At 56.5% G+C, this 24,956-nt stretch carries 22 protein-coding genes and 3 pseudogenes; 12 read left to right on the top strand and 13 right to left on the bottom strand.

Features of this window, described 5'->3' with window-relative positions; genetic code table 11:
- Window positions 1-14: 14 nt before the first annotated feature.
- Window positions 15-707, bottom strand: coding sequence for an alpha-hydroxy acid oxidase (locus ACP0KA_RS16050; protein WP_424631623.1), 693 nt, complete (start codon window positions 705-707; stop codon window positions 15-17).
- A pseudogene (locus tag ACP0KA_RS16045) lies at window positions 631-864 on the bottom strand (alpha-hydroxy-acid oxidizing protein); the annotation flags it as partial. The pseudogene ACP0KA_RS16045 and the gene ACP0KA_RS16050, both read right to left, overlap by 77 nt.
- On the opposite strand from ACP0KA_RS16045, the gene ACP0KA_RS16040 reads away from it, so the two are divergent.
- Window positions 853-1,125, top strand: a complete 273-nt coding sequence (locus ACP0KA_RS16040) for a hypothetical protein (RefSeq protein ID WP_424629737.1) — start codon at window positions 853-855, stop codon at window positions 1,123-1,125. The pseudogene ACP0KA_RS16045 and the gene ACP0KA_RS16040 overlap by 12 nt on opposite strands.
- A 150-nt stretch (window positions 1,126-1,275) precedes the next feature.
- On the opposite strand, the gene ACP0KA_RS16035 is transcribed toward ACP0KA_RS16040, so the two are convergent.
- The 5 genes from ACP0KA_RS16035 to ACP0KA_RS16015 all read right to left on the bottom strand — a co-directional run bounded on the left by ACP0KA_RS16035 (window position 1,276) and on the right by ACP0KA_RS16015 (window position 7,157).
- Window positions 1,276-2,718, bottom strand: coding sequence for a coniferyl aldehyde dehydrogenase (locus tag ACP0KA_RS16035; RefSeq protein ID WP_424629736.1), 1,443 nt, complete (start codon window positions 2,716-2,718; stop codon window positions 1,276-1,278).
- 83 nt (window positions 2,719-2,801) lie between these two features.
- A complete protein-coding gene (locus ACP0KA_RS16030) occupies window positions 2,802-4,181 on the bottom strand; it encodes an MFS transporter (RefSeq protein ID WP_424629735.1) in 1,380 nt (459 codons plus the stop codon).
- Between the two features lie 16 nt (window positions 4,182-4,197).
- Window positions 4,198-5,589, bottom strand: coding sequence for an FAD-binding oxidoreductase (locus tag ACP0KA_RS16025; RefSeq protein WP_424629734.1), 1,392 nt, complete (start codon window positions 5,587-5,589; stop codon window positions 4,198-4,200).
- On the bottom strand, window positions 5,579-6,346 hold the full coding sequence (locus tag ACP0KA_RS16020) for an HpcH/HpaI aldolase family protein (protein ID WP_424629733.1): 768 nt from the start codon (window positions 6,344-6,346) through the stop codon (window positions 5,579-5,581). Before ACP0KA_RS16020 ends, ACP0KA_RS16025 begins: the two co-directional genes overlap by 11 nt.
- Before the next feature lie 478 nt (window positions 6,347-6,824).
- Complete coding sequence (locus tag ACP0KA_RS16015) at window positions 6,825-7,157, bottom strand: aminoglycoside adenylyltransferase domain-containing protein (RefSeq protein ID WP_424629732.1); 333 nt, start codon at window positions 7,155-7,157, stop codon at window positions 6,825-6,827.
- An 88-nt stretch (window positions 7,158-7,245) separates the two neighbouring features.
- Here ACP0KA_RS16015 and ACP0KA_RS16010 point away from each other — a divergent pair.
- Window positions 7,246-7,454, top strand: a pseudogene (locus tag ACP0KA_RS16010) (tyrosine-type recombinase/integrase); the annotation flags it as partial.
- Between the two features lie 189 nt (window positions 7,455-7,643).
- Here the strand turns inward: ACP0KA_RS16010 and ACP0KA_RS16005 are convergent.
- The 3 genes and pseudogenes from ACP0KA_RS16005 to ACP0KA_RS15995 all read right to left on the bottom strand — a co-directional run bounded on the left by ACP0KA_RS16005 (window position 7,644) and on the right by ACP0KA_RS15995 (window position 11,367).
- Window positions 7,644-9,322: pseudogene (locus ACP0KA_RS16005) on the bottom strand (methyl-accepting chemotaxis protein).
- A gap of 1,152 nt (window positions 9,323-10,474) precedes the next feature.
- Window positions 10,475-10,888, bottom strand: coding sequence for a nucleoside diphosphate kinase regulator (gene rnk, locus ACP0KA_RS16000; RefSeq protein ID WP_424629731.1), 414 nt, complete (start codon window positions 10,886-10,888; stop codon window positions 10,475-10,477).
- 11 nt (window positions 10,889-10,899) lie between these two features.
- Window positions 10,900-11,367, bottom strand: a complete 468-nt coding sequence (locus ACP0KA_RS15995; protein WP_424629730.1) for a GreA/GreB family elongation factor — start codon at window positions 11,365-11,367, stop codon at window positions 10,900-10,902.
- Between the two features lie 678 nt (window positions 11,368-12,045).
- On the opposite strand from ACP0KA_RS15995, the gene ACP0KA_RS15990 reads away from it, so the two are divergent.
- Genes ACP0KA_RS15990 through mnhG form a run of 6 tightly spaced genes read left to right on the top strand, consistent with a single transcriptional unit; the run spans window position 12,046 to window position 18,028 of the window.
- Window positions 12,046-14,964 carry a monovalent cation/H+ antiporter subunit A gene (locus tag ACP0KA_RS15990; RefSeq protein ID WP_424629729.1) on the top strand — a complete coding sequence of 973 codons (2,919 nt, stop codon included), beginning with the start codon at window positions 12,046-12,048 and terminating at the stop codon, window positions 14,962-14,964.
- On the top strand, window positions 14,964-15,305 hold the full coding sequence (locus ACP0KA_RS15985) for a Na+/H+ antiporter subunit C (RefSeq protein ID WP_424631622.1): 342 nt from the start codon (window positions 14,964-14,966) through the stop codon (window positions 15,303-15,305). The genes ACP0KA_RS15990 and ACP0KA_RS15985 overlap by 1 nt, the downstream gene beginning before the upstream one ends.
- Window positions 15,302-16,924, top strand: a complete 1,623-nt coding sequence (locus ACP0KA_RS15980; RefSeq protein ID WP_424629728.1) for a monovalent cation/H+ antiporter subunit D — start codon at window positions 15,302-15,304, stop codon at window positions 16,922-16,924. The genes ACP0KA_RS15985 and ACP0KA_RS15980 overlap by 4 nt, the downstream gene beginning before the upstream one ends.
- Window positions 16,921-17,409 carry a Na+/H+ antiporter subunit E gene (locus ACP0KA_RS15975; protein WP_424629727.1) on the top strand — a complete coding sequence of 163 codons (489 nt, stop codon included), beginning with the start codon at window positions 16,921-16,923 and terminating at the stop codon, window positions 17,407-17,409. The genes ACP0KA_RS15980 and ACP0KA_RS15975 overlap by 4 nt, the downstream gene beginning before the upstream one ends.
- Window positions 17,406-17,687, top strand: a complete 282-nt coding sequence (locus tag ACP0KA_RS15970) for a K+/H+ antiporter subunit F (protein WP_424629726.1) — start codon at window positions 17,406-17,408, stop codon at window positions 17,685-17,687. Before ACP0KA_RS15975 ends, ACP0KA_RS15970 begins: the two co-directional genes overlap by 4 nt.
- Window positions 17,684-18,028 (top strand): monovalent cation/H(+) antiporter subunit G, encoded by a 345-nt coding sequence (mnhG, locus tag ACP0KA_RS15965; protein WP_424629725.1) that lies wholly within the window; start codon window positions 17,684-17,686, stop codon window positions 18,026-18,028. Before ACP0KA_RS15970 ends, mnhG begins: the two co-directional genes overlap by 4 nt.
- 14 nt (window positions 18,029-18,042) lie before the next feature.
- Here the strand turns inward: mnhG and ACP0KA_RS15960 are convergent, their stop codons facing one another.
- Both ACP0KA_RS15960 and ACP0KA_RS15955 read right to left on the bottom strand, forming a co-directional pair.
- A complete protein-coding gene (locus ACP0KA_RS15960; RefSeq protein WP_424629724.1) occupies window positions 18,043-18,903 on the bottom strand; it encodes a universal stress protein in 861 nt (286 codons plus the stop codon).
- A 358-nt stretch (window positions 18,904-19,261) separates the two neighbouring features.
- Window positions 19,262-19,585 carry an XRE family transcriptional regulator gene (locus tag ACP0KA_RS15955; protein ID WP_424629723.1) on the bottom strand — a complete coding sequence of 108 codons (324 nt, stop codon included), beginning with the start codon at window positions 19,583-19,585 and terminating at the stop codon, window positions 19,262-19,264.
- A gap of 757 nt (window positions 19,586-20,342) precedes the next feature.
- On the opposite strand from ACP0KA_RS15955, the gene ACP0KA_RS15950 reads away from it, so the two are divergent.
- The 4 genes from ACP0KA_RS15950 to terL are packed head-to-tail and all read left to right on the top strand — an operon-like array spanning window position 20,343 to window position 24,276.
- Window positions 20,343-21,068: a hypothetical protein gene (locus tag ACP0KA_RS15950; protein ID WP_424629722.1), complete on the top strand. Its 726-nt coding sequence runs from the start codon at window positions 20,343-20,345 to the stop codon at window positions 21,066-21,068.
- Between the two features lie 60 nt (window positions 21,069-21,128).
- On the top strand, window positions 21,129-22,451 hold the full coding sequence (locus ACP0KA_RS15945; RefSeq protein WP_424629721.1) for a site-specific DNA-methyltransferase: 1,323 nt from the start codon (window positions 21,129-21,131) through the stop codon (window positions 22,449-22,451).
- A complete protein-coding gene (locus ACP0KA_RS15940) occupies window positions 22,451-22,879 on the top strand; it encodes a DUF5681 domain-containing protein (RefSeq protein ID WP_424629720.1) in 429 nt (142 codons plus the stop codon). The genes ACP0KA_RS15945 and ACP0KA_RS15940 overlap by 1 nt, the downstream gene beginning before the upstream one ends.
- A 2-nt stretch (window positions 22,880-22,881) precedes the next feature.
- Window positions 22,882-24,276, top strand: coding sequence for a phage terminase large subunit (gene terL / locus ACP0KA_RS15935; RefSeq protein WP_424629719.1), 1,395 nt, complete (start codon window positions 22,882-22,884; stop codon window positions 24,274-24,276).
- Here terL and ACP0KA_RS15930 read toward each other — a convergent pair.
- A complete protein-coding gene (locus ACP0KA_RS15930) occupies window positions 24,273-24,860 on the bottom strand; it encodes a hypothetical protein (protein ID WP_424629718.1) in 588 nt (195 codons plus the stop codon). The genes terL and ACP0KA_RS15930 overlap by 4 nt on opposite strands.
- Window positions 24,861-24,956: the final 96 nt, after the last annotated feature.

Here is a 24,956-nt window from a genome sequence, read left to right as displayed (position 1 = left end):
GATTTCGGCCTGTTCTATCGCGTGGGGATCGGAGACAATCGGGCCAGCGGGAACGCCCGCGCCAGCAATTGCACATGGCCGGGGTTGAGGTCCGCGGTCCGAGCGACGCCAAGCAATAGCATCATCCGTTTGACCTCGGAGCGCAGGATGGCAATGTCGCGATCGACGCCCGCTTCTCCGCCGGCCATCAGACCATAGAGATAGGCGCGCCCGACCCATGTGAATTTTGCTCCAAGGGCGATGCACACAACGATATCGGGACCCGCGCGAATTCCGGTGTCGATCGTGATATCGGTGCGCGCCCCGACAGCCGCGACCGCATCGGGCAGCAAATGCAGCGGCGGCCGCGTCCGATCGAGCTGCTTCCGCCGTGATGACAACACGATACCGTCCGCGCCGAAGTCGGACGCGCGTTTGGCCTCATCCAGCGCCTGGGTGCCTTTTACCACGATAGGGCCTTTCCAGATTTCTTTCAGCCAACGCAGCGCATCAAATGGCGCCGAAGGGTCGGATAACGCGCCGCGCGAGAATGTATCGTCCTGGAACGTAAAGCGATAGGGCTCCGTGGTGAGTCGATTGAACCACCACTCGACGCGATAGGATGCATCAAGAAATGACTTCAGGATCAATCTAGGCGGATAGGTCATATCGGTGCGCAGATCGCGCAGCCGGTTGCCGGGCGCCGCGACATCCACGGTAAGCATCAGCGTGTCGTAACCTGGCTACGTGCTTCATCGAGATACGTGCGCAAAGATCGCGGTCCTCTAGCAGATAGAGCTGAAACCAGCGGCGCGAATTCGGCACAGCAGCAGCAAGGTCCGAAAGTGTCGTGGTTCCGGCCGTGGAGAGCGCATGAGGAATATCGGCGCGAGCGGCGGCGCGGCCGACCGCCCGTTCACCCGCGCATGCATCATGCGCGTGCCGCCAGTGGGCGCCAGGCCGAACGGCAGCGCACTGCGCTGGCCCGGCACATTGATCGACAGATCAATCCCTGAGAATCTAGGGATTGAACTGCAGGTCGTCGAACGCTTCTCGGGCCCGGTGCATACTGATCTCGGCGTCTCAACCACCATCAACATAGTGAAACGGCCCCGCGGGCGTGCGGCGATTCGCGATTGCGCGTAGATCGGCGATAGTATGAGCCGTGCTGAGGCGCCGCGCGACACGATCGCCCTCTCGCGCTTTCAGCGTCAGAAATGGCTTGAGATCGCTGAGTTTCGGCCAACGCCGTTCAAGCCGCAAACATTTCGTCAATCCCTGCTCCTCCGAAACACGTTACTTGCTGATCGCTAATGCAAGATATTGCCTGGTCGGTTCGCCGAACGGTGCGCGCAGCGCATATTCCGCCTCCGGCGCCTTGCTCTGATGAAAGATCGCGCGGGCATGGCTGAAATTGATGAAACCCGATTTTCCGTGATATGCGCCGATGCCGGATGCCCCGACGCCGCCGAACGGCAGGGACTCGCATAACGCATGGGCCATGATGTCGTTCACCGTCACCCCGCCGGACTGGGTGCGATCGAGCACATGGCGTTCCTCAGCGGCATCGGTTCCGAAATAATACAGGGCAAGCGGCCGCTCGCGGCCGTTCACATAGGCAATTGCGTCACCGACGGTCTTGTAGGTGAGGATCGGAAGGATCGGCCCGAAAATCTCGTCCGCGAGCAATTTACAATCTGCGGGCGGATCGACGACAAGAGCCGGCGCCATGCGATACCCCAGCCGATGGGCACCGAAGGTTTCCCTGGCCGGATTGATCTCGACAACACGTGCGCCTCGCGCTTTTGCATCCTCCAACAAACCGCGCAAGCGCAGCTCGTGCCGTTCGTTGATGATGGACGTATAGTCGGGATTGTCCAACAATGTTGGAAACATTGCGCTGGTCGCGAGCCTGGCGGCCGTGACGAACGGTTCGACGTGCTCTTCGGGCAGCATTGCGTAATCGGGCGCAAGACAGATCTGGCCTGCATTCAACGTCTTAATGGTCATTATTCGCGCGGCGGCATCTGCGATGGGCGCAGTGGCCGAAACGATGACCGGGCACTTGCCGCCTAGTTCGAGCGTCACCGGCACCAATTCATCCGCGGCGGCGCGCATGACCTGCCGCCCCACGGATGTACTGCCCGTATAAAGCATGTGATCGAAACGCAGCTTGGAGAATTCGACCGCGACCTCCGTGTCGCCCAGAACCACTGCGATTTCACTCTCATCGAACGCTTCACCGATAAGACGCGCGATCAACAACGATGTCCGCGGCGTTAGCTCCGACGGCTTGATCATCGCTCGGTTCCCCGCCGCAATGATGCTGGCCAGCGGCGCGAAGGTCAGATTGACCGGAAAATTCCAAGGGCTGAGAACACCGACCACGCCGACAGGCGTATATTCCACGCTGGCTTTTGCGTCCGGGAAGCCGCCATCATGAATCGCGGGCTGCATCCACTCTTCGAGATGCGCGCGGGCATATTTCAGACTCCCGATGCTTCCGGCCACGTCGCCCAACAGCGACAATTCCCGCGTGCGATTGCCGAAATCCATTGAAATGGTGTCTGCGATCGCATCGCTGTTATTCACCAACAGCGCGATCAGGCGACCGATCCATTCCGTCCGTTCGTCAAGGGACAACGGCCCATGCGCAAGATGGGCGCGCTTCTGCCGCTCCAGGATCGCGCACATGTTGGACGTTGCAGCATTCAAATCTGGATTTGATATTTTGAGCATGACGGCCGCCTCGGCTCATTGCTGTTGCTGGGAAAGCGATTGGCCGCCTGCGTCTTTAGCAGCAGCCGCACGGTTGACGTGGATCACTCCGCGGGCGCGCCGGCGGCCGCCATGCGCTCGAGATGCTTGCGCGGGCGCACATGGCGATCGATGACGAATATCGAGATCGCAAGCAAAGCGAGCAACACGAGATTCATCGAAAAGTAAGGCGTCGTATCATGCTCGCGCAGCCCGAGTAGGAAACCGCCGAGCGAGATACCTGCCATGCCCGCGAACCGAGCGCACATCAGATTGGCGCCAAAGCCCGCAGCGCGCGATGATACGGGATAACCGTGCGACATCAGAATATACTCGCTCGACGACAAGGCCGCCTGAGCAAATGACGTGGCGTAGAGAATGACTAGCACGAGCAGGCCGGAGATAGCGCCCATCGTATCGCGATTGACGATCGAGAAGCCGATCATGATGACGGTCATCACCGCGTTGAAACCGATGAGCCATAGCATCACCGACTTAGTGCCGAAGCGCCTGATGATCGGCTCGACGATCAGGCCACCGCTGATGGCGATGAAGCTGAGGATGAGCAGGCTCACTATCGATGCCTTCAGCGTGAAGCCGAAGCTGAGCAGGATGATCGGAAGCCAAGTCGCGAGCGAATAGAAGAACGACGCTTGGGCCACGAATGAAAAACAAGTGCCGATCGTGAAGCGACGATAGGCCGGGCTCAGGATACCTTCTTTGGTCGAAACCGATTTCTCGTCAATTTCGAGACGCGTCAGCTTGCTGGTGAATAACGCTTCGTCCTTCTTGCCGAAAATCTGCTTGAGCGCGGCCGTTGCGTCATCGAGCCGACCCTTGACCTGCAGATATTGCGGCGACTCCGGCGCGGCGACCCATATCAGAAGGCCGGTGACCATCGTGATGATGCCGCAGATGATGAAGAGACCCTGCCAGCCGACCACCGCGAGCAAGAATGTCGCGAGCACACCGGCGAGCGCCGCACCCCCGCTAACGCCAATATAGATGATGGAGGCCACGCGGCTGCGTGCCCGCGTCGGAACCCATTCGGTTGCGAGCGCGAGCGCGTTCGGCGTCGCGGCACCGAAGCCGAAACCACTGATCAGGCGGATGATTGTCAGCGATGTGATATCGGTCACGAAGGCCGTCAGCACCGATCCAGAGCCAAAGATGAGCACCATGAACATCAGCGCCTTCTTGCGCCCGACGCGATCACCAATCCATCCGCCGAGAAGGGAGCCGATCCCCATGCTGAAGAATGCCGCCGACAAAGCGATGCCGAACATTCCCTTCGTGACCTTCCATTCCTCGATCATCACCGGCGAGACATAGGATAGCAGCGAAAGATCGGCGGAATCGAGAACGAGGATCGTGACAGCCAAGGCGACGATCAAAATCTGTCTCGTGTTTATCTCTCTGGTATCGAGAAAATCGGAAACCTTCATACTCCCCCTCCCTACGTTAATGCCCCTGAGAAGCGCGGGAACCTTCGAGAACTTTTCCGTTATTCAGTGTGTAGTTTGGATCGAGCATCTCTTTCAGGCGACGCATCATCTCGATCTCCGCTTCGCTACGTGAGATCGGCAGGTGCCGGCGTTTCTCGAGACCTATTCCGTGCTCGGCGGAAACCGATCCGTTCAGCGACTTGAGCAGGCCATAGACGATGCCATCGACAGCCGCCTGATCATCATGTTCCGCATAAACCAGGACATGAAGATTGTTATCGGCAATATGGCCGAACACGACCAGGCGGGCATCCGCCCGACGCCGCCGCAAAAGCTGCCGCACGTCCTCGACATAGCGCGCCATCGTAACCTGCGGCAGACTGATATCGTAAAGGAAGCGAGCGTCGCCGACCTTGCCGAGACTTTCGACGTCGTCGCGGATTGCCCAGATCGCGCTCGCCTGCGATCCATCTTGCGCAACAACGGCATCGGCGATGAGTCCTTGTTCCATCACCTTTACCATGCAATCCTCAACATCCGCCCGGCTTCGTCCGGAAGTTTCGACGATGACGTAGAACCCATAACGGCCTGAAAGCGGCCATGGATGCTTCCGCACGGAGAGAACAATTTCGATGAATTCCGACCACATCACCTCGAAGCTGGTGAGTGAAGGACCGAACGCGGACGACAGATTTTGCAGAAGCGCGATCACATCGTCGAACGCGTCGAGGCCGAGGAAGACGGTGACACGCTCGCCGGGATCGGAGCGCAGACGCAGCACTGCTCGTGTGATGACGCCGAGGGTACCTTCGGCGCCGATGAACATGTGTTTCAGATCATAGCCGGCATTGTTCTTCACCAGGCGATTCAGCGACGACAGCACGGTGCCATCGGCGAGCACAACCTCGAGGCCGAGAACCTGATCGCGTGTCATCCCGTAGCGAAACACGCTGTTGCCGCCGGCATTTGTGGAGATCGTGCCGCCGATGGTTGCCGTACCTCGCGCACCGAGACCGACCGGATAATAGAGGCCCTCGGCTGCGGCTGCCTCCTGCACCGCCTGCAGAGTGGTGCCGGCCTGCACCAGTACCGTGCCGCCGATGACGTCGATCTCTTCGATCTGTCGCATCCGTTCGAGCGATAACGCAACGTCTGTTACGTCGGTGCGAGCGCCATGCACGAGGCCGGTACAGCCGCCTTGCGGCACGATCTTGATGCCATGGGCATTGCAATAGGCCAGTATCGCGGATACTTCCTGCGTGGATCGGGGACGAATGAGACACTGTCCCTGCATCGGCCCTGTCGCGTGGTAATCGTCTCTGCGAGCGGCAAGATCGGCCCCGGTCAGGACGTTCGACGCACCGACAATAGCGACCAACGCTTCCACGTCTTGACGGTTAGCGGTCATGGACGGTTCCGCTCCGGAGCCCGGAGGTGATGGCACGAATGCCCATCCCGACGAACATGATGTCGCCGCCAATGATAAAACAACTGTACGTTCGGCTGCTGAGTTGTGCGACCTCGTCGATGCTGCGCGTGAAGATGCCGAGTCTTTTGCCGTGGCGCTTTGCTGCGTGTGCAATATCGTCGATTGCCTGATCGAGCGTTCCGAGTTCGCCCGCACGAATCGCCAGCTCGAGATCGTACGGCCCGACAAACAGCATATCGACACCGTCGACCGCCGCGATGGCGTCGACATTTGCGAGGCCCGCCGCGGTCTCGATCTGCACCGCGACCAGGACGCGCTCATTTGCGCTAGAAACGTAATCATTGATTCGCAGCCCGAAACCTGCCGCGCGGCCAGGGCCCGCACCACGCTCGCCCTGCGGCGGAAACCGCGACGCGGCGACAACCGCTCGTGCATCCTCGGCCGTGGAAACGCGCGGGACCAGCACCGCACCGGCGCCCGCATCCAGCACCGTGGCGATCCATTCGGGCAGAACACCGGGGACCCGCACCATGCAGCGGGCTCCGGCAACGTCAGCTGCCCGTACCATTTGCTCGACCATGCTCCGATCGACCATACTGTGCTCGGTGTCGATACACACAAAGTCGAGATCCTGCAGCGCGCATGCCTCTACCGCGCAGGGGTGCGGAATACAGACGAAACAGCCGACGGTGTTTCCGACTTCCTTCAAAAAGGGGACCGTGTCTTTGAGCGGCATCGTCGTCTATTCCCAATCGGCATGGTGCGGAAGATTGAAGGCGCTCGGCCATTACAGACGGAGGCGCGCGATGCAAACTGTCAAATACGCGACAGTTCCGCTCGAAATCGACATGGGGAGCCGACGCATCCCTCTTAAGTCGTGACAGAGCCGCTCAACATCATCGATCGTCCAGCTCTCGTTTCCGTCCGAAGAAAAGCTTGGTCATGCCGTAAGACGCGTAGCGACCCAATCGAAAGATGGTACCTCAGCGTCGAGTGATCCTTGTGAAGCATGAGAACAATCGAAGTTGTTTCGCGACGAAATGCTCGATCGCGTAGCCGCCTGCGATCCACCAAGGGAAACTCGCGTTCTGGAATACCGTGGCAACTTCCCCTCAGTGCAACGGCCCCAAGCCTTTTCATGGTCCTTTCGAATTTGATCGTCTCCTGACGTCGATGAACAACAAACATCACGTTCATTTCAGAACGGAATTGGTCTACGTTGAGCTCAAATGAGGCTCCTCGTACCTTATAAGAAGTGCAATTACCTGTTGGTGTAGGTGACTTGCCGTCTGCCGCCCATCAAGCAGCCTGTTCTCCCGCTTATCCTTGGCTCTGCCAAGATAGTTCTCGCGCGCATAGGCTAACACTTCCTTCATTGGCGCTGGCAAATGAGGGATCGCCCGTGTAGCGGCCGCGTCCTTGGCAATGAACTTCCCCGTGATTGGCGTATGCCACATCCGCGCAAGGGTGAGCAGGACATTTCGTTCATCACCATGCAAACCGCCGAGGAGCGCAGGCAGTGCATCGCGCAGTGACGCTGCTGGCATCACTTCATCAAGCCAGCCCCTGTAAGCGCACGCGTGATTACCGCGGCCAAGTGAGCATTTGTCCACTGGGCGCCGTGGGTACGATCGGCCAATGAGACTCCAATATGCTCGCCTGCTCGCCGTCTGGGTGGCAAGCATCGGGCTTGACCCAAGGGTGTATGGCCCCCCTCCCTGCGCCGGATCAAGGCGACGCTGATCTACCGGCGCACCGGGAATTTACGAGCAGTGCAGCTCTTGCTCGGCCATACCAAGATCGAAAGCACGGTACGCTATCTCGGCATCGAGGTAGGACGATAGCCTCCTCTGAGACCTTCAAAAAAGGCAATGCTGTAGAAGGTTGGATGACCTAGTGAAAGCCCATTTCGACGTCGGCGCGTCTCTCGGACTGCGGCAATGGGTGGCCGGTCGCCGGGCGGTACGTTTTGCTGCATTGACAAGCCGCGCCCCGGTTAAGGAGCGCGGCCGACTGTAAGCAAACTTAACTTTCTATGCAGCACGTACCGTGTTCAGAAATTTCCCAACCTCTAGCTTGAGGCGGTTGCTTTCAGAGGAAAGTGCCTGAGCGGACGATAGCACCTGCGATGAAGCCGATCCGGTCTCGCTCGAACCATGTTGGACATCGACAATATTCAAAGCCACCTGTGTGGTACCCTGCGCCGCCTGCTGAACATTGCGAGAAATCTCTTGGGTCGCCGCGCCCTGTTCCTCGACCGCAGCGGCAATCGTCGACGCGATCTCGGAGATTCTATTAATCGTCAGACTAATCTGTTTGATCGCATCGACCGAGTCCTGCGTGGCGGTCTGAATACTCTTGATCTGCTCGCCGATTTCACCGGTTGCCTTAGAGGTCTGTTCAGCCAGCGCCTTCACCTCAGTCGCGACTACGGCGAATCCTCGTCCGGCCTCTCCGGCGCGGGCCGCTTCAATTGTTGCATTCAGAGCAAGCAAATTAGACTGGCCAGCGATTGTGTTGATCAGGTTGACAACATCGCCGATGCGGTCTGCGGCTTCCGAAAGCTCATTTACGCGCTCGCTGGTCTTTTGCGCCTGATGGACGGCCTCGGTCGATATTCGAGCCGACTCCTGCACCTGACGGCTGATCTCGCTAATTGAGGAGGACATTTCCTCGCTCGCTATCCAGACTGACTGAACGTTGGCTGAAGCTTGTTCGGAAGCAGCAGCTACTGCTGTTGAAAGTTCCTGAGTCTTAGCTGCAGTCGCACTCATCGTACCGGCTGAAGCTTCCAGCTCGGTCGAAGCAGAAGATACGGTGTGAATGATATCGCCGACAGCGCTTTCGAAATCGTTGGCAAGCTTCTGCATATCGGCCCTGCGCAGCTCAACAGCGCACTGTTCCGCGTCTCTCTGCTCGGCTGCCAGGCGATCTACCTCGATGGCATTGTCCTTGAATACCTGAACCGCTTGCGCCATCTTGCCAATCTCATCGCGACGCTTTGCGCCCTCGATCTGCACCGTCTTGTCACCGTAGCGAGACGATTCATCACATTGGTCATCCGCTGAATCGGTCGCGTGATGACCAACGTCAAACCAACCGCGCAGAGGATTGAGAGCACCAAGGTGGCACCCGCGCTTACTATCGTAGTCATGTTTGCGGCGTCGGTGGCGGCCTGAGACTCCGCGGCCCGCGTGGTCAGAAGCGATCGTTCCTCGCTGTCCATCTCTGCAACGAGCGCTCGCAGGCCGTCCATGAACTTCTTACCAGCGCCGGAGGACTCCATCTCGCGCGCTTTCGCCTGGGTGGAGGGATCCTTCATGAAAGCTATTTCTTCCTGGGCAACGTTTGTGAACCAGTCCTTCCCAAGGGATTTCACCTTTTCAAGGCGAGCCTGCTGTCGCGGATTGTCCGACGTGAGCCGGCCAACCTCTGTCACCGCGGCCTGATAATCCTTCTGTCCACTTTCGAGGGGCGCGAGGAATGCCGTATCGCCACCGATCAAATAGCCGCGAAGGCCGGTTTCCGAATTCACCATTCCGCTGACCAGCTTACTGAGTTGCTCAATCACGACGTAGGTGTGGACGGTCGACTTTTCGGCTGCTGCGATCACGCCCAGAGACCGATAGATGGTGAAGCTGCTTACAGCAATCACCAGGCAGATTGCGGAAAATGCAACCGTAAGTTTGATGGACATACGAAGGTTGTTCATCCAAGACACCTCTCAAACGCTGCCCTATGCAGCGCTATCGAACGTAATCGCAAAAGCATTCTGAACTTCTTAACCTTAAGAAGGCGCCCATCCTGCGATGTGTCACTGCATCGATGCGAAGTCAGTGCACGGGCTGAGCAATAGTTCAATGAATCAAGCGGCGGTGACCTTAATCATTGATCCGAACTATGATGCTGGTCGGAGCCGAGATGCGTCACTCTGACGCGCGAGCCAACGGCACGTTCGATGCGCCGCCGTCATGGCGCCCGCATTCTTCTGCTCACCATTGGCAGTCCGCCGCGATCTGAGCCGTGCCCACTGCATAGTGAGACGCGATTCAGGTTTCGTCATAGGAAAGCGACGGCGCGCACAGCAGTGCGACCGCGAAAATAGTGCGAAATATTCAGTGACCTTTTGTGTGGTGGTCTGTCGGAACAGATTGAAAAGAATCGCGATGACTTTCGCTGACCCTAGCTTCCGCTTTTGAGCGGGTTAGCTCGCCGTCGGTGAACCTCCGGGCCGGTTAGCGTTGATCCAAGATCACGCTAGCTGGTCTGGGCTGATGGCGGCACAATCGCCGCATGGATACTGCCCTTCGATGCTGTCGCGCTGATGCGTGATCCAGCCGTTACCTTTGCAAAAATCGCGTGCCGCTAGTCCTCATGGCTAGCCAAACTCAGACCCAGCCCGTCGTCCGGAAGAGATCGGGCTGGTTTTCTTTGTGAGCGCTCTGGTGCGGATAACCGGCGGCTCCAAGATTAACTTCTTCTCCCATTGGAACGCGCCTAACAGCTCCCTGGTTCGCGGCTGAAGAGATCGTTGCGTCTGCCGCAGTCGGTGCAACGATTGGAGTCCGATCGGACACCTCCTTTCGCCCCATCCGGTCGGGCTCCTTTGCTTTCTCGATCCGCTGCCGCTCGTCACCTGTTGGTAGCGAAACTTGCCCGGCCAGCTTTGAACGTGGAGGGCTAAGATTCTTTTGCTTGAACGATTTGTCGCAGGAACGAGGCCTCACAATCTTTTAGACGGTGAGGCGCTGTCCAACGGCGCTCGGTCGAACCCAAATCCCCTCTGGGTTCTGGCGTTGAGAGACCCTCCGCAGATCAGATCGTTGTTCCGTGCCTCCCCTTTGCCTTGAGCTTCACAAACAACTCATGGTGCAAATTCGGACACCTGTAGAACTGTCAGTTTTCGAGTTTCTTGATCCGGTGTCTGGAATTCGATTACACGTCCAACCCGAAGACCAATCAACGCTGCCCCGACAGGAGTGAGGACTGAAATCCGCCGTTGCGATATGTCAGCTTCGTGGGGATAAACCAGCACGACCTCACGGATCTCGCCCGTCTTTTCATCACGATAACTGACCTGCGATCCCATTCGCACCACGCTCGGCATTTCCCCGTCTTGAATCACGCGCGCCCGTTCCAATTCGCGCGCGAGGTACTCGGAAACGTGCGGCAAATGATCCATGCTGGAGTTCACAAGCGATTGCAGACGGCTAATCTCTTCGCCTGCAATTTCGATCGGCGGCAGTTCGAATTCGGTATTGTAACTCATGTTGCTCATAGCAATCCTCATCAGGCAGCGGTTGGTCCCGGATCGTCATCGATCGGGTGATGACCAGCAAACACAGGAACACTAGGCAGCGGTATGATCTTCCACTCCGGCCGCGTCACTCTTTCAATCCGAACAATTTGCAAGCGGCCGTCATCGAGGTAAGGCATTTTGTCGCCGACATGAAGACCGATCAATGCGGCTCCTAAGGGAGACAAAATCGATATCTGGAAACGATGTGATCTGCGGTGTTCCGGCCAGACCAACTGCACCGTCTTACGGAGGCCCTCAAAATCCGCCGAATACGTGATCCACGACCCAATAGTAGCAGTCCATTGAATACTTTCCGCATCCCTAGGAACAACCACAGCTCGGTTGATCTCCGCCATTAGAAATATCCCACCAAGTTCCCCGCGTTGTGACGCAAGACGCGCAAGTTGCTTGAGGCGGGGATAATCCGATGCAGATAGAAAGATCTTGGGAAGAGACACGATAGCGCGTTCCCTCTGTCGAAGGTGAAAAGGCTCTTCAGGGAAGCCACACCAATTATTGTTCAGAAGAGAATCCCGGACGGCGCCGATCAACCGCCCGGCAAAATACGATCTTGCAGGCGCCCGGCGTGCAGACATAACCGTGCTATGCGCGGATCGATGTCGAAGAAGGTCATCATAATCTAGAAGATAGTATCGTAGGGCGTCGTCAACATTGCGACGAAAGCGCACACTATTTCCATTGTCTACAGCGCTATAGGCGAGAGCCGAGTTGGTAATTCAGTCGCGCCGTGTTTCTGCCGGATCTGAATTCTAGTCTCCTGTCCGGACGCTGTGAACTTGGAGCTAAGGCGGGTTCTGATGGTACGAGATACCCGAAGTTTCAGCCAACGGGAACACTCACCGGTCGCGAAAAGCGGTTGGCGTATGATTGGCAAGCTGGCACTTTATACCTTGCTCGGCTCTCTCGCAGCCGCACTATCAGCAGCGATCGGTACGTTTCCCTACTGGGCTTGGCCAGTTCGATAATGGCTTTGCTGAGCGGCTCCGTGATTCTCAATATTTCTCGCAAAGAGGTTGCGTTAGAGCGGTGCGAATCCAGGTGTCCGTATCATTCAGCTGTGCGATGATTATGGGACGAACGTACCAGCCGTCTCAGTAAGGAGTAAACGAACGCAGATGCTCCTCCTTGCCACCCTGGTTCTTCCTTTTGCTGGAAGCTGCATCGCCGCCATCCTGCCGGTCAATGCCCGTAACATGGAGGCATGGCTTGCGGGCACAATCGCTCTTGTTGCGTTGAGCCTCATGGTTGCTGCGTATCCCAGCATCGAGGCTGGTGGCGTGATCCAGATGAGGGCATCTTGGGTCAAAGACCTTGGTCTGGAATTTGTACTGAGAGCAGACGGCTTCGCATGGACGTTCGCCGTCCTGATCACAGGAATCGGCTTCTTGGTCGTGCTGTATGCTCGCTACTACATGCCTCCAAATGATCCTGTTCCTCGCTTCTTTTCGTTTCTGCTCGCGTTTATGGGCGCGATGCTGGGCATCGTGTTATCCGGCAATTTGCTGCAGATGATCTTCTTCTGGGAGCTCACGAGCCTGTTTTCGTTTCTATTGATCAGCTACTGGCATCAGAATGCAGCCGCTCGCGATGGGGCACGGATAGCACTGACTGTTACGTCGGCTGGCGGCCTCTGTCTCTTTGCCAGCGTACTGCTAATTGGACACATTGTTGGCAGTTACGACCTGGATCGAGTGCTTGCATCAGGCAGTGTAATCCGCTCACATCAGCTCTACCTTCCCATACTCATTCTGATGCTTCTTGGCGCGTTCACGAAGAGCGCCCAGTTTCCTTTCCATTTCTGGCTGCCGCACGCGATGGCCGCCCCGACCCCTGTCTCAGCTTACCTCCACTCCGCAACAATGGTGAAAGCCGGAGTGTTCCTTCTGGTTCGGCTGTGGCCGACGATGGGTGGGACCAATGAATGGTTATGGCTAGTCGGATCGGTTGGCCTGGTCACTTTTTTTCTGGGCGCGTTTCTCGCTGTATTCCAGCAGGATCTGAAAGGGCTATTGGCCTATTCGACCATCAGTCACCTCGGACTGATCACACTTTTGACGGGCCTCGACACGCCATTCGGACAGATCGCGGCGATCTTCCATATCGTCAACCACGCCACTTTCAAGGCGTCACTGTTCATGGCTGCGGGAATCATCGATCATGAAACAGGCACTCGGGATATTCGCCGTCTTAGCGGGCTATACGCTTTCATGCCGATCACCGCGACGCTGGCTATGGTGGCAGCGGCAGCGATGGCGGGCGTACCCTTGCTGAATGGTTTCCTTTCGAAGGAGATGTTTTTTGCCGAAACGATCGAAATCCACGACAATTCATTCGTCGATCGTGCACTCCCATACATCGTCACCCTCGCGAGCACCTTCACCGTTGCTTATTCGCTGCGATTTATTCGAGATGTATTCTTTGGTCCGCCGCCTACCGAATTACCGCGGATTCCGCACGAGCCTCCCCTACTCATGCGACTTCCAGCCGAACTTCTTGTCCTGGCCTGCGTCATCGTTGGCATTGCCCCCTCGTTTACAGTAGCGCCGATCCTCGAGACGGCCGCTCGGGCCGTTCTCGGCCCTTCATTGCCCGAATACAGCCTGGCTGTCTGGCATGGCTTTACGCCTGAGCTTCTGATGAGCTTGGTAGCCATGGTCGGCGGGCTCGCCGTTTATCTAATGCTTCGCCCACATCTACTAACCCATGAGGGGCCACCACTGCTGCGCCGGGTCAATGGCAAGCGGATCTTTGACTGGGTGCTTGTTACGTTGTCCTGGCGACTTGCACGATGGCTTGAGGTCAATCTCGGGACAAGGCGACTACAGCCACAGTTGAGGCTTTTGGCGGGAATTGCCTTCGTGGCTGCACTTATGCCGCTTTACGCACGTGGATTGATGATCGACATCTTGCCCCGTGGCCAACTCGACGTCGCTTTTGGACTGCTCTGGACAGTCGGAATTGCGTGCGCGTTGGGTGCGGCCTTTCAGGCTAAATTTCACCGCTTGGCTGCGCTGATACTGCTCAGCGGCGCGGGCCTGGTTACTTGCGTCAGTTTTGTTTGGCTATCTGCTCCTGATCTCGCACTGACGCAGATAGTGGTTGAGACCGTAACCACGGTACTTCTCCTGCTCGGTTTGAGATGGCTTCCAAAACGGTTCGCCGGAATAGGACCACGCAAGGCGGCGGGCTTTCGGTGGCACCGAGGTCGCGACTTCACCATGGCACTTCTCACAGGCTTAGGATTGGCGACGCTCGCATTGGCGGCAATGAAGAGCCCGGCACCCCACAGCATTTCAGGTTATTTCGTAGAAAATGGTTATACAAAGGGCGGTGGAACCAATGTGGTGAACGTCATCCTCGTGGATTTCCGTGGTTTCGACACATTAGGCGAGATCACCGTGCTCGCTGTCGTCGCGCTGACCGTTTACGCGTTGCTACGCCGCTTCCGTCCGGCGTCCGAAAGCATTCCCCTCCCCGAGCAGCAGCAAGCCCAAGACGTCTACGATCACGTGCATCCGGACCGCCGGAAGGGCGACATTGAAAAAGAGACAATGGCAACCGCAGCGCTGATAATGGGACTGCTGTTTCCGGTTATCGGCGTGGCCGCCATCTTTCTGCTTTTGCGGGGGCATGACCTTCCGGGTGGGGGCTTCGTCGCTGGAGTTACCATGGCGGCGGCTTTCATTCTGCAGTACATGGCGCGCGGCACCCTTTGGGTGGAGACGCGTCTGCGGATTCTGCCTGTTCGTTGGATGGGCGTTGGTCTTCTGTTGGGGGGTGGCGCCGGCATTGTCGCCTGCATTCTCGGTCACCCGTTCCTCACCTCCTACTTTGCTTACGCGGAAATACCTTTGATCGGGCGCGTACCGGTTGCCAGCGCGCTCGCCTTTGACATCGGCGTATTCTCGCTCGTTACGGGGGCGACAGTGCTGATGCTGATCGCAATCGCACATCAATCTCTCCGGCGGTCCAACACGCTCCTCCCGAGAGAACACGGTTTGTCTGCCCCGCGCCCGAAGGACGAGGTGAAATGATGGAGGTGATCCTCGCCGTTGCTATAGGTGCACTTGCGGGCTCTGGTGTGTGGCTGATCCTGCGACCGCGCACGTTCCAGGTCATCGTCGGCCTGTCCCTCCTATCCTACGCGATCAATCTTTTTATCGTGGCGATGGGACGGCTGCGGGTTGGAGCACCAGTGCTCGTGGCGCCGGAAACCGGAGATGCATCGCGATATGCCGACCCGCTCCCACAAGCGCTCGTCCTGACGGCGATTGTTATTAGCTTCGCGACGACCGCGCTTTTCTTGGTTGTCCTGCTGGCGTCGCGGGGCCTCGCCGGTACCGACCACGTGGACGGTCAAGAGCCCGACGCATGAGCAGCGCCACAAACCTTATGATTATGCCGATCGCTATGCCCCTCCTCGCTTGCGGCGGCATGCTCCTTCTCAGCGGAGAACGTCACCGCGACACTATCGCTATCATCAATGTGGCCGTGACTGTCGCACTCCTTTTCACGGCGGTTGCCTTGGTCGGGGAATCGGACGCGGCTAATGGTAGCCAAATTTATCGTGTAGGCGACTGGCCATCTCCATTCGCGATTGTGCTTGTTCTAGATCGTCTCTCCGCCCTTATGCTGCTTCTAACGAGCCTCTTGGCCTTAGCCGCGGTGGTATTCTCGCTGGCTCGTTGGCATCGTGCAGGCGCCCATTTCCATCCGCTGTTTCAGTTTCTGCTGATGGGGCTCAATGGCGCCTTTCTAACTGGTGATCTCTTCAACCTGTTCGTCTTCTTTGAGTTATTGCTGGCGGCATCATACGGGCTTCTGCTGCACGGCTCGGGCTTGGCCCGGGTGAAGGTCGGGTTGCACTACATCGTAGTGAACCTGGTCGCATCCCTGCTGTTTTTGATCGGCGTCAGTCTCATCTACGGTGTGACCGGCACGCTCAATATGGCTGATCTCGCTACGCGAATACCGGTCATCGCTCCGGAGAACCGCGGATTGTTCGAGGCAGGTGCTGGCATCCTCGCCATTGCATTCCTGGTCAAAGCAGGCATGTGGCCCTTATGTTTCTGGCTGCCCTCGGCATACGCGGCGGCGAGTCCGCCCGTGGCCTCAATTTTTTCGATCATGACGAAAGTCGGCGTCTATATCGTGCTGCGACTATCGTTATTGCTTTTTGGCGCTGACGCTGGCGCATCGGCAGGCTTCGGCAGCAACTGGTTGTTCTTGGGCGGGTTGGCGACGATCTCATTCGGCGCAATAGGGACCTTGGCCTCTCAGGACATGGCCCGTCTGGCCGCATTTTCGGTGCTTGTGTCCTCAGGCACCTTATTGGCGGCTGCCGGGATGACTCAGGTCGGTGTTACCAGTGGAGCGCTCTTTTACTTGGTTAGCTCGACGCTCGGCATCAGCGCGTTCTTTCTTCTTGTCGAATTAGTCGAGCGTGGGCGCGAACCAGGGGCGGACATGATCGCCGTCACGCGCGAAGCTTATGGCGAAGATGACGAGGAGCATGAGCAAGAGGAAGTTGGCATAACAATTGTAGCGACAATGGGTCTGCTTGGCATCGCGTTTATCGGGTGCGCTCTGGTTATCGCCGGCCTGCCACCGCTGTCTGGTTTCATAGCGAAATTCGCCCTCCTCACCGCCGCCCTTAATCCATCAGGAATACATCATGGCGGTCCAATTCCTAGTGATGGGTGGGCGATGCTCGTACTATTAATTTTGTCGGGTTTTGCCAGCTTGATCGCGATGACGCGAGCGGGAATCCGCATCTTCTGGGCGTCGCCGGACCGCGCCGTGCCGCGCGTCCGAATGATCGAGATGGCACCGGTTTTTTTTCTCTTGTCCATTTGTGTTCTGCAGACCTTACAAGCTGGACCTGTCATGCGATTCATACAAGCGACGGCTCAATCACTGCACGCGCCCTCGACCTATATCGGTGATGTCCTCGCGACGAGTAGAACACGTATCAGAAAGGCAGGCGACATATGACTCGGCTGTTACCTTTTCCGTTTCTCAGTCTCGGGCTTCTTGTCCTGTGGTTGCTGCTTAACCAAACAACTTCATTAGGACACATCCTTCTCGGTTCCGTGCTCGCGCTTGTGGGCGGATGGATTCTCATGGCGCTGCAGTTGCCAAGAGCCCCTGTTCGACGGCCGGCTGCCCTCCTTCAATTGTCCTTCTTGGTGCTGATAGACATCCTCCACTCTAATATCGCGGTCGGTCGCATCATTCTTGGCCAGGATCGGCAACATCGAACTTCCGGGTTCGTCCGCATTCCCCTCGACCTCCGCAATCCCTACGGGTTGGCGGCATTAGCGTGCATCATCACTGCCACGCCAGGAACACTGTGGGTGAACTTCAATCAACCGAAGGGCTTGTTGATGATCCATGTTCTCGACTTGATCGATGAAGACGACTGGATCCGCACGATAAAAGGCCGCTACGAACGTCGCTTGCTGGAGATTTTTCCATGAGCCTGCTGGTTCTAAAATACTCAGTCATAATGGCGCAGATAATTCTGGTGATGGCGATGGGTTGTGCAATTTTCCGCATTTTTCGCGGTCCGAGAGCTCAGGATCGCGTGCTTGGATTCGATACGTTGTATGTGAATGCAATGCTGTTGCTTCTCACCTATGGCATTCGATCCGGCAGCACGCTCTATTTTGAGGCGGCTATTGCAATGAGCCTATTGGGTTTTGTTGGCACGGTAGCACTGGCAAAATTCCTGCTCCGTGGCGAGGTTATCGAATGAATGGCACTGAGGATGTTCCAGGCTGGGCCGCGGCGCTAACAGCAGTTCTCATTCTGGCGGGAGCCATTGTTACCCTCATTGGCTCGCTCGGCCTCCTACGACTCCGAACGTTCTATGAGCGCGTCCATGCGCCAACTCTCGGGACTACGCTGGGAACCGGCTTCATCGCGCTTGCTTCAATGGTTTACTTCTCGGTTCTCCAAACCCGCCCAGTGCTGCATGAACTCTTGATCATCGGGTTGGGTATCGTGACGACGCCCGTCGCCCTAACCATTTTGGTCGGGGCCGCTCGGTTTCGGGACACAGCCGAAAATCTGACCGACGCTGTCGATCGCGATTAAGGAGGAGACGGCCCTTAGTGCCGTTTGCTCGCTGGCACGGCCAAAATGTCAACGTCCAGAGAACGAAGGGCCTCTTCGGTAACGCTTCCGAGCAGCACCTTCAGCAATCCAGAACGCCCGTGCGTGCCAATAACCAGAAGATCCGGCCGCATCCTGTCGACCCTCGCCGAGATTGCTTCGAACGAGGCTCCTTCCACAACGCGCAAGGCAGCTCTCAGGCTGGCAAGGTCATTCTGACGCAGAAATGTTGTCAACTCTTCAGTCACCTCTTGGCGCTCACTTGAGACGTAGTTGTCAATGTCTGTTTGACCGAGACCCGCCATTGCTATCTTGCCCTTTCCGAAGGGCAAAAACCCATGAAGGATCTCAAGCCGTATTTCATTCATCAGACCAAGGTTTCGGGCAGCCTTGATCGCGTTCGCCGACGCGTCCGAGAAATCGACAGGAGCGAGAACGGATTCATACGCTGAGTTCACTTCGTTGTTCACCATAAGGACGGGATGGCATCCGGTACGAATTACGCGCTCGATCGTTGTGCCTACAAAGATATCGCGCAGAAGCTGTTTGCGATGTGCTCCCATGACGATGAGATCGGCTGTGTGATCTGCGGCTGTCCGAAGGATGGCATCAAACGGGTCCCCTTTGACGACCATCGGATGGCAGCGCAGGTCCTGCAATTCTCTTACTGCGCTGATCAGTTCTGCAAGCATACGCTCGCTCTCTCGCATCTCCATCTCGACAAGCCGCAACGGTTGATCATCATCCACCACGTGGACTAGTGCGAGCTCTGCCGCGGCAGACCGCGCCAACTGGCCAGCTCGACGTACTGCGCGTTGAGACCGTGTGGAAAAATCCGTAGCTGCCAGGATATACATCCTAAACTCCAGGCAAGGGTCGCCGAGCGTTTCTGAGTGCTCAGGGTATCACTTGCTCTTTCAATTCGGAATGCCAGTCGCAAACGGAACCGAGAGAAGCGGCGCGTTGTCGCTGTTTTGCGCGGCCGCGGATAATGAAAGAAAGCGCCAAAAACCTATCAGCTTTAATGGTTGCGAAACCCCAAAAATCATATTCGCGAATAAAAACGTCATTTCCTCGTAGATAGAATGCCGATGTCGATCAACCGATGGACGTTGAGGGGACAGGAAAGCACTATGCGCCTAGCGCGCTGCCGCAGTAAACAGTCTCGACTCCGGCGGATTGGATCTCTACCTGCCTATCGGACCGCGGAACTCATTACGGAGCATCATCAGAACGGACTATGCCGCCTTCGTTTTCTAATCGATTGATTTGCTTCACATCCTGGCGGGTGAATTTTAATCGACCACCAGCTCCCATATTGCCGTCCTCGTCGATGACGACGACACCAAACGTCTCAAAGGCGCGCCTCAGCGCTTCGGCATCTGCTTCGGAATGGATCCAGGCACTGCCGTTCGCCTCCATCTGGGCTAAGCTCTCAGCCGAAATGCCCACGGCGCCGCCGAAATCCTCGCGGCTCACTCCGATCAAGCCGCGCGCCGCCGCGATCAGCCGCCCTGTCATCTTACCCGAGGAACTCATTGGAGCACTTCTCCGCTGGACGCGAATGTTGCGATATTTTCCTTCTCCGAACAAGCCGGGTTGTTCCCGCAATCGCGCGTTCGTGGCGACCCTTGCGCGGGCTAGGGGTCCTGCACAATCCACTCAACATCCATTTGTTACCTTCGTAAACGGCTTCATTCCGCGTCGTACTGATTAAATCTGAATCCGCTTGTGCTCAAGGAAGACAGAAGTGGTAATTGCAGACGAGCCTTCTTCCAATCCGCAACGCCCGGCAGCGGAGCGGAGAACTGAACGTCGCCGCTGATGCCCGCCCCTAGCTTGAATGCGGAATCGGCAAAAGCGGCGGTTCACAGAATTCGCGCCGTCGAAATCGAGCGCAATAGCGAGCAAACAATCGGCCATCCCGATGCGCCCGTTTGGCCCCCGAGATCCGGATATCGACGGGGACTTATAAACGTCTGCTAACTTCCAAAAGCGGACGCTGGCGGCACCGGCCACATGCCAGCTATGGGCCAGAAGCGGTCATTCGTTCCTTGTGATTGAACGAGGACCCTGGCTAATTCAATGGACGTCTGTGGCAGCGCCACTATTGGTTTAGGCGGCAGACCATGTCCGCCAAACTCAGGAGCGGACATTCCATAACGGCTACCTAGCCAGAGACCCGAACCTCCCACTTATACCGTGAAAAAGCACGTGATCATCGCACGTGCGAGTTGACCGCATTAGCGTCCATGCCATGATCGGCTCGAGTTTCGAGCGGCCTAATGATAATGTTATGATGCACTACAAAACTTTGCGAGATGATGGTCAGCCTGTTGTACGAACAACGATTGCAGAAGCAATCGATCTGTTAGAGAGTGACAGCGCCACAATCCAAATTGAATTTATTCGATTGCCGTCCGGACGTACCGCCGGATTGGTGTGCGTTATTTTTGAAGGGCAATCTGGTAGCAAGCCATTCGTCGTTCGCCTACGATCCGCGAACTACTTCCAAGCATTTGAACAGCAATCCCTAGAGAAGCAGACGTTTCAGATAGAACTTCTGGATGGCGCTAAAGTCGATGGCAGAGGCACCACCTTTCTGCGCGATGGCCGGTGGGTCAGGGCTGTTGAAGTTATTCCTGAACCATTGCCTTACGAACTCAGTGACCTCGATCTGAGGATCATCCAACTGACGATTTCAATGATGGATGCTGAAGATCGCTGTTACCGATCACTCAGATCCGGCGTTCCGGAGGCGCACCAGGCATCAGTCCCCGACCTTCGTTTCTTGGATTTCTCAACGCTCCTCCCCACGAACGGTCGACCGCCGCTTCCAATTCCCCTCCTGAAACAAATCAAAGCAGAATATAGCAACCGCTATCCTGGAGAGAAAACGCCTTCCGAGCAGAAAATTTCTGATGCGCTGGCAAAAGCGGGCCTCCGTTCGCCCGAGCGCCGGCCTCGTTCTGCCGCCCCATTTGCCGTGGATTTGCCACATTCTGACTTGGATCGACGTTGATGCGAATCGCGCGTTAATGATCAATATAACGGCTTCATTCGAACAGAATGGAGCCCTGAAGTGTACTTGAGTTCAATCGAAGAAATGCAGGTCGACCAGCTTCGACCTTACAAGCGCAATGCCCGAACGCACTCAAAGAAGCAACTTGAGCAAATCGCCAATAGTATTCGGCGTTTCGGATTCAGGTACCCTATCCTCGTTGATGAGCGTGGCATCATCTACTGTGGCGTCGGAAGATGGCGCGCAGCGCAGGCATTGGGCTTAGCCAAAATACCGGTCAGCATTCTAAGAGAACTTAGCGAAACTGAAAAACGCGCGCTGGCGCTTGCAGACAACAAGATCGCAGCGAATGCCGGCTGGGATCACAAAATTCTCGCTGCAGAACTGGGCGAACTCGCGGTTTCGCTTCCGGAATTTGATCTAAGTCTTGAAATTACGGGTTTTGAACCAGCCGAGGTCGACAACCTTTTGGGCGATTTGGTTGACCTCGAAAGTCAGCCTGTCGACATCGTCCCGCAAATTCAACCGCGAGCCGTGAGCCGCATCAAAGATCAATGGGTTCTCGGGAATCACCGCCTCTTGTGCGGCGATTCCAGAGATCCAGACCACATTAAAGGGCTTATGAGCGGTAACTCCGCCATCATGGCGTTCGCCGACCCGCCATACAATGTCCGGATCAGTTCAGTGCAGGGGCGAGGCAAGATCAAACACCGAGAATTTGCCGCAGCCTCGGGTGAGATGACCCCTATCCAATTCACTGACTTCCTCACCGAGTGGATGACTTTAGCAGCTCGGTACTTAGAAGAGGGTTCGATAGTGTTCTGCTGCATGGACTGGAGACATCTGACCGAGTGTCTTGCTGCTGGCGAACGGGCTTTCACTGAACTCAAGAATGTTATTGCCTGGGTCAAGACAAATGCTGGTCAAGGCAGCTTCTATCGCTCTCAACACGAGCTCATCCTAGTTTTCAAGAATGGGGATGCGCCGCATCGAAATAATATCGAACTCGGCAAACACGGCCGATCAAGATCGAATGTCTGGCAATACCCCGGGGTGAATACGTTTCGTAAAGGTCGTCTTGCAGACCTCGCGGTTCATCCAACGGTGAAGCCTGTTGCTTTGGTGGCCGACGCGATGCGGGATTGTTCGCGCCGAGGCGATATCGTGCTCGATCCTTTCATCGGCTCCGGCACAACCATTCTTGCCGCTGAAAAAGTCGGCCGGCGCGGGTATGGAATCGAAATCGACCCTCTGTATGTCGATGTCGCCATCAAGCGCTGGCAGGATTTCACCAAACGAGATGCGATATTGGAAAGCACCGGACAGACGTTTCACGAGGTAGCTGCTGAAAGATCGTGTGCTCGCGCGCGCGTGAGGGTGTGATGGCCTCCAGTCAAAAAATGCAACGCATCATTAGGAAGCGCGTGCGGCTCTCACCTGGCGAGGAGGACGTCGGCTACGGGAAACCGCCGCGCGCCCACCAATTCAAACCTGGGCAGAGTGGCAATCCCAAAGGCCGTCCGAAGGGCGCCAAGAGCGAGGCAGCAATTTTGACCGAACTGCTCAATCGGAGAATCGAAATGCGTCAGGGCAGCAAAGTTCGCAAGATCACCATCTTGGAAGCCATTTTCCACAAGCTTGCCGAGGAAGCCTTAAAGGGCAACACCAAAACTGCGGCATTCATATTGAACCGTTTAGCAGCAATGGCATCGACGGAAAGCGTGGAATCCGAGATCGATGCAGACGACAAGGCAGTGCTCGACGCTTACCTCCGGGACCTCCAGTCCAAGCTCGACAAGAAAGGAACCTAGCTGTGAAAGACCGGAAGTTGCTCAAGGCCCTTCTGCGCAACGACTTTGAGAGCTTTGTCCATCGCTGCTTCCGGATGCTCAATCCGGGCGCAAAGTATCTTCCTAACTGGCACATCAAGGCGATTGCGCATCAGTTGCAACTCGTTCGAAATGGTGAGATCAATCGCTTAATAATCAATATGCCCCCACGCTATCTGAAGTCGTTGACGGTGTCGGTGATTCTCCCAGCATTCCTACTTGGGCACGATCCCCGCTTGAAGATCTTCGGCGTCAGTTACAGCACGGACCTATCCGCCAAGCATGCCGCAGACTTTCGCGCGATCGTGCAGTCCGAATGGTACCAAAGGACATTTCCGAGCATGCGGGTCGCGCGGGTAGCAAGCTCCGACGTCTTCACTACGATGCGGGGCTTTCGCCGATCAACGTCCGTGTCTGCAACTCTGACCGGGCTAGGCGGCGATATGATTATCCTCGATGACCCGCAAAAGCCTGTCGATGCTCAATCCGATACTTTGCGCAACTCACTGAACCAATGGTTCACGAACACTTTGCTCTCGCGGCTGGATAACAAAGCCAAGGGTGCGATCATTCTGGTCATGCAGAGAGTGCATCTTCATGATCTAACCGGCTTTCTGGTCGATAATTCCAGCGACTGGACCGTCTTGAGCTTGCCTGCGATTGCCGAGAGGGATGAGAAGATCGAGGTCGGAGGCGGTGAATATCACACGCGCCGGGCCGGTGACGCCCTGCACCCCCAGTATGAGAGTATCTCGACATTGGAGAAGCTTCGCACGGAAATGGGTTCGGCCATTTTCAGCGCCCAATATCAGCAATCCCCAGTACCCGATGGCGGCGCGATGATCCGCCGAGATTGGCTACGCTACTACGATCAACTGCCCGAGCGCACCTATCGCACTAAGGTGATCCAATCGTGGGATACGGCCGCAAAAATAGGTAGCCAAAACGATTGGTCTGTCTGCACGACCTGGCTTCTCGTGGACAAGCACTTCTATTTGATGAACGTCACAAGGGGGCGATACGAATACCCTCAGCTTCGTGCCACCGCCATCGCGCTTGCACAGCGATATGATCCACTCAAAATCCTGGTCGAGGACGCATCGACCGGTATTGCTCTGGCTCAGGAGCTTCGACAAGAAGGCATCTATACAGTCAAACCTGTTCCAATCGAGCGCGACAAGAATGGCCGCCTGTTTGTGCATCAGGCCAAATTTGAAGGCGGTCTTGTACTCTTTCCCCGGAAGGCGCCATTTCTGGCTGAGCTCGAAACCGAGCTCCTAACCTTCCCACAAGGCAAACATGACGATCAAGTCGACAGCCTCAGCCAAGCACTCTCATACAAGGGAGGCTATGATACGACACTGTCCTGGGTGAGTTAAAGTACTGCCGACAGTTGATCGATGTGGACGGTTTGCTCGTAGCGGACAATCTTCGTCCGATTAGACCGCATCAATTCGCAAAGCGTCTCCGCGGCCTTGATTTGTCGGCGAGCCAGCGCAACGAGATCGTTCTCAATCGCCGCAGCATCAGGAAGGACCAATGCGAAATCAAAGGCTTCGTTATGGGTCATGAGCCGGCGCCCGAGGCCGTGCAGTCCCGCAACGACAAACCCATAGCGGAGATAGGGATATATCTGTTTATGACGCGCGGCTTTGCTGCTGTAATTGATCACGTCATGTGACGAGAAAGAATCGGCTTTCAATTCGATAACGACGAGCGGAGTTACGCCTTTCGAGATCAGAATGTCCGTCTGAAATGCGTATTTACCCCGCATCGGGCTTGCCGTGCCTTCGTGGCTGAGTTGACCGGAAGGATCCACCTCGATCTTATACAGCAGGCTTTTGCCCGTCTCGACCACGTAATGGGGAAAGCTCGACGCAAGAACGTCGCGGATTTGCACTGCCGCTTCGTGCTCCCTTTTCTTTCGTCGGCTAGGCTGCGTCACATTTTTAACTGTTGACATATCGGTCCTCTATTCAGCGCCCACATATGCGAGGCGCTGACCGCTGGTCGCTTCGTTCCGCAGCTATATCCAGTGCGAAAGTCGCCTTCGCCGCAA

Origin of the sequence: Bradyrhizobium sp. SYSU BS000235, from assembly GCF_049747295.1 — a bacterium.
GTDB lineage: Bacteria > Pseudomonadota > Alphaproteobacteria > Rhizobiales > Xanthobacteraceae > Afipia.
The sequence above is the reverse complement of the archived record's forward strand: the minus strand, read 5'-3'. Positions and strand labels throughout refer to the sequence as shown.

Bases quoted from the DNA above. Each gene is read 5' to 3' on its own strand.
- mnhG (WP_424629725.1), top strand. From the start codon at position 17,684: ATGAATGGCACTGAGGATGTTCCAGGCTGGGCCGCGGCGCTAACAGCA.
- ACP0KA_RS16020 (WP_424629733.1), bottom strand. From the start codon at position 6,346: ATGCCGCTCAAAGACACGGTCCCCTTTTTGAAGGAAGTCGGAAACACC.
- ACP0KA_RS15960 (WP_424629724.1), bottom strand. From the start codon at position 18,903: ATGTATATCCTGGCAGCTACGGATTTTTCCACACGGTCTCAACGCGCA.
- ACP0KA_RS16035 (WP_424629736.1), bottom strand. From the start codon at position 2,718: ATGCTCAAAATATCAAATCCAGATTTGAATGCTGCAACGTCCAACATG.
- ACP0KA_RS15980 (WP_424629728.1), top strand. From the start codon at position 15,302: ATGAGCAGCGCCACAAACCTTATGATTATGCCGATCGCTATGCCCCTC.
- ACP0KA_RS15930 (WP_424629718.1), bottom strand. From the start codon at position 24,860: ATGTCAACAGTTAAAAATGTGACGCAGCCTAGCCGACGAAAGAAAAGG.
- ACP0KA_RS16030 (WP_424629735.1), bottom strand. From the start codon at position 4,181: ATGAAGGTTTCCGATTTTCTCGATACCAGAGAGATAAACACGAGACAG.
- rnk (WP_424629731.1), bottom strand. From the start codon at position 10,888: ATGAGCAACATGAGTTACAATACCGAATTCGAACTGCCGCCGATCGAA.
- ACP0KA_RS15970 (WP_424629726.1), top strand. From the start codon at position 17,406: ATGAGCCTGCTGGTTCTAAAATACTCAGTCATAATGGCGCAGATAATT.
- ACP0KA_RS16025 (WP_424629734.1), bottom strand. From the start codon at position 5,589: ATGACCGCTAACCGTCAAGACGTGGAAGCGTTGGTCGCTATTGTCGGT.
- ACP0KA_RS15975 (WP_424629727.1), top strand. From the start codon at position 16,921: ATGACTCGGCTGTTACCTTTTCCGTTTCTCAGTCTCGGGCTTCTTGTC.
- ACP0KA_RS15955 (WP_424629723.1), bottom strand. From the start codon at position 19,585: ATGAGTTCCTCGGGTAAGATGACAGGGCGGCTGATCGCGGCGGCGCGC.
- ACP0KA_RS15940 (WP_424629720.1), top strand. From the start codon at position 22,451: ATGGCCTCCAGTCAAAAAATGCAACGCATCATTAGGAAGCGCGTGCGG.
- ACP0KA_RS15985 (WP_424631622.1), top strand. From the start codon at position 14,964: ATGGAGGTGATCCTCGCCGTTGCTATAGGTGCACTTGCGGGCTCTGGT.
- ACP0KA_RS16040 (WP_424629737.1), top strand. From the start codon at position 853: ATGAGGAATATCGGCGCGAGCGGCGGCGCGGCCGACCGCCCGTTCACC.
- ACP0KA_RS15950 (WP_424629722.1), top strand. From the start codon at position 20,343: ATGATGCACTACAAAACTTTGCGAGATGATGGTCAGCCTGTTGTACGA.
- ACP0KA_RS16015 (WP_424629732.1), bottom strand. From the start codon at position 7,157: ATGCCAGCAGCGTCACTGCGCGATGCACTGCCTGCGCTCCTCGGCGGT.
- ACP0KA_RS15990 (WP_424629729.1), top strand. From the start codon at position 12,046: ATGCTCCTCCTTGCCACCCTGGTTCTTCCTTTTGCTGGAAGCTGCATC.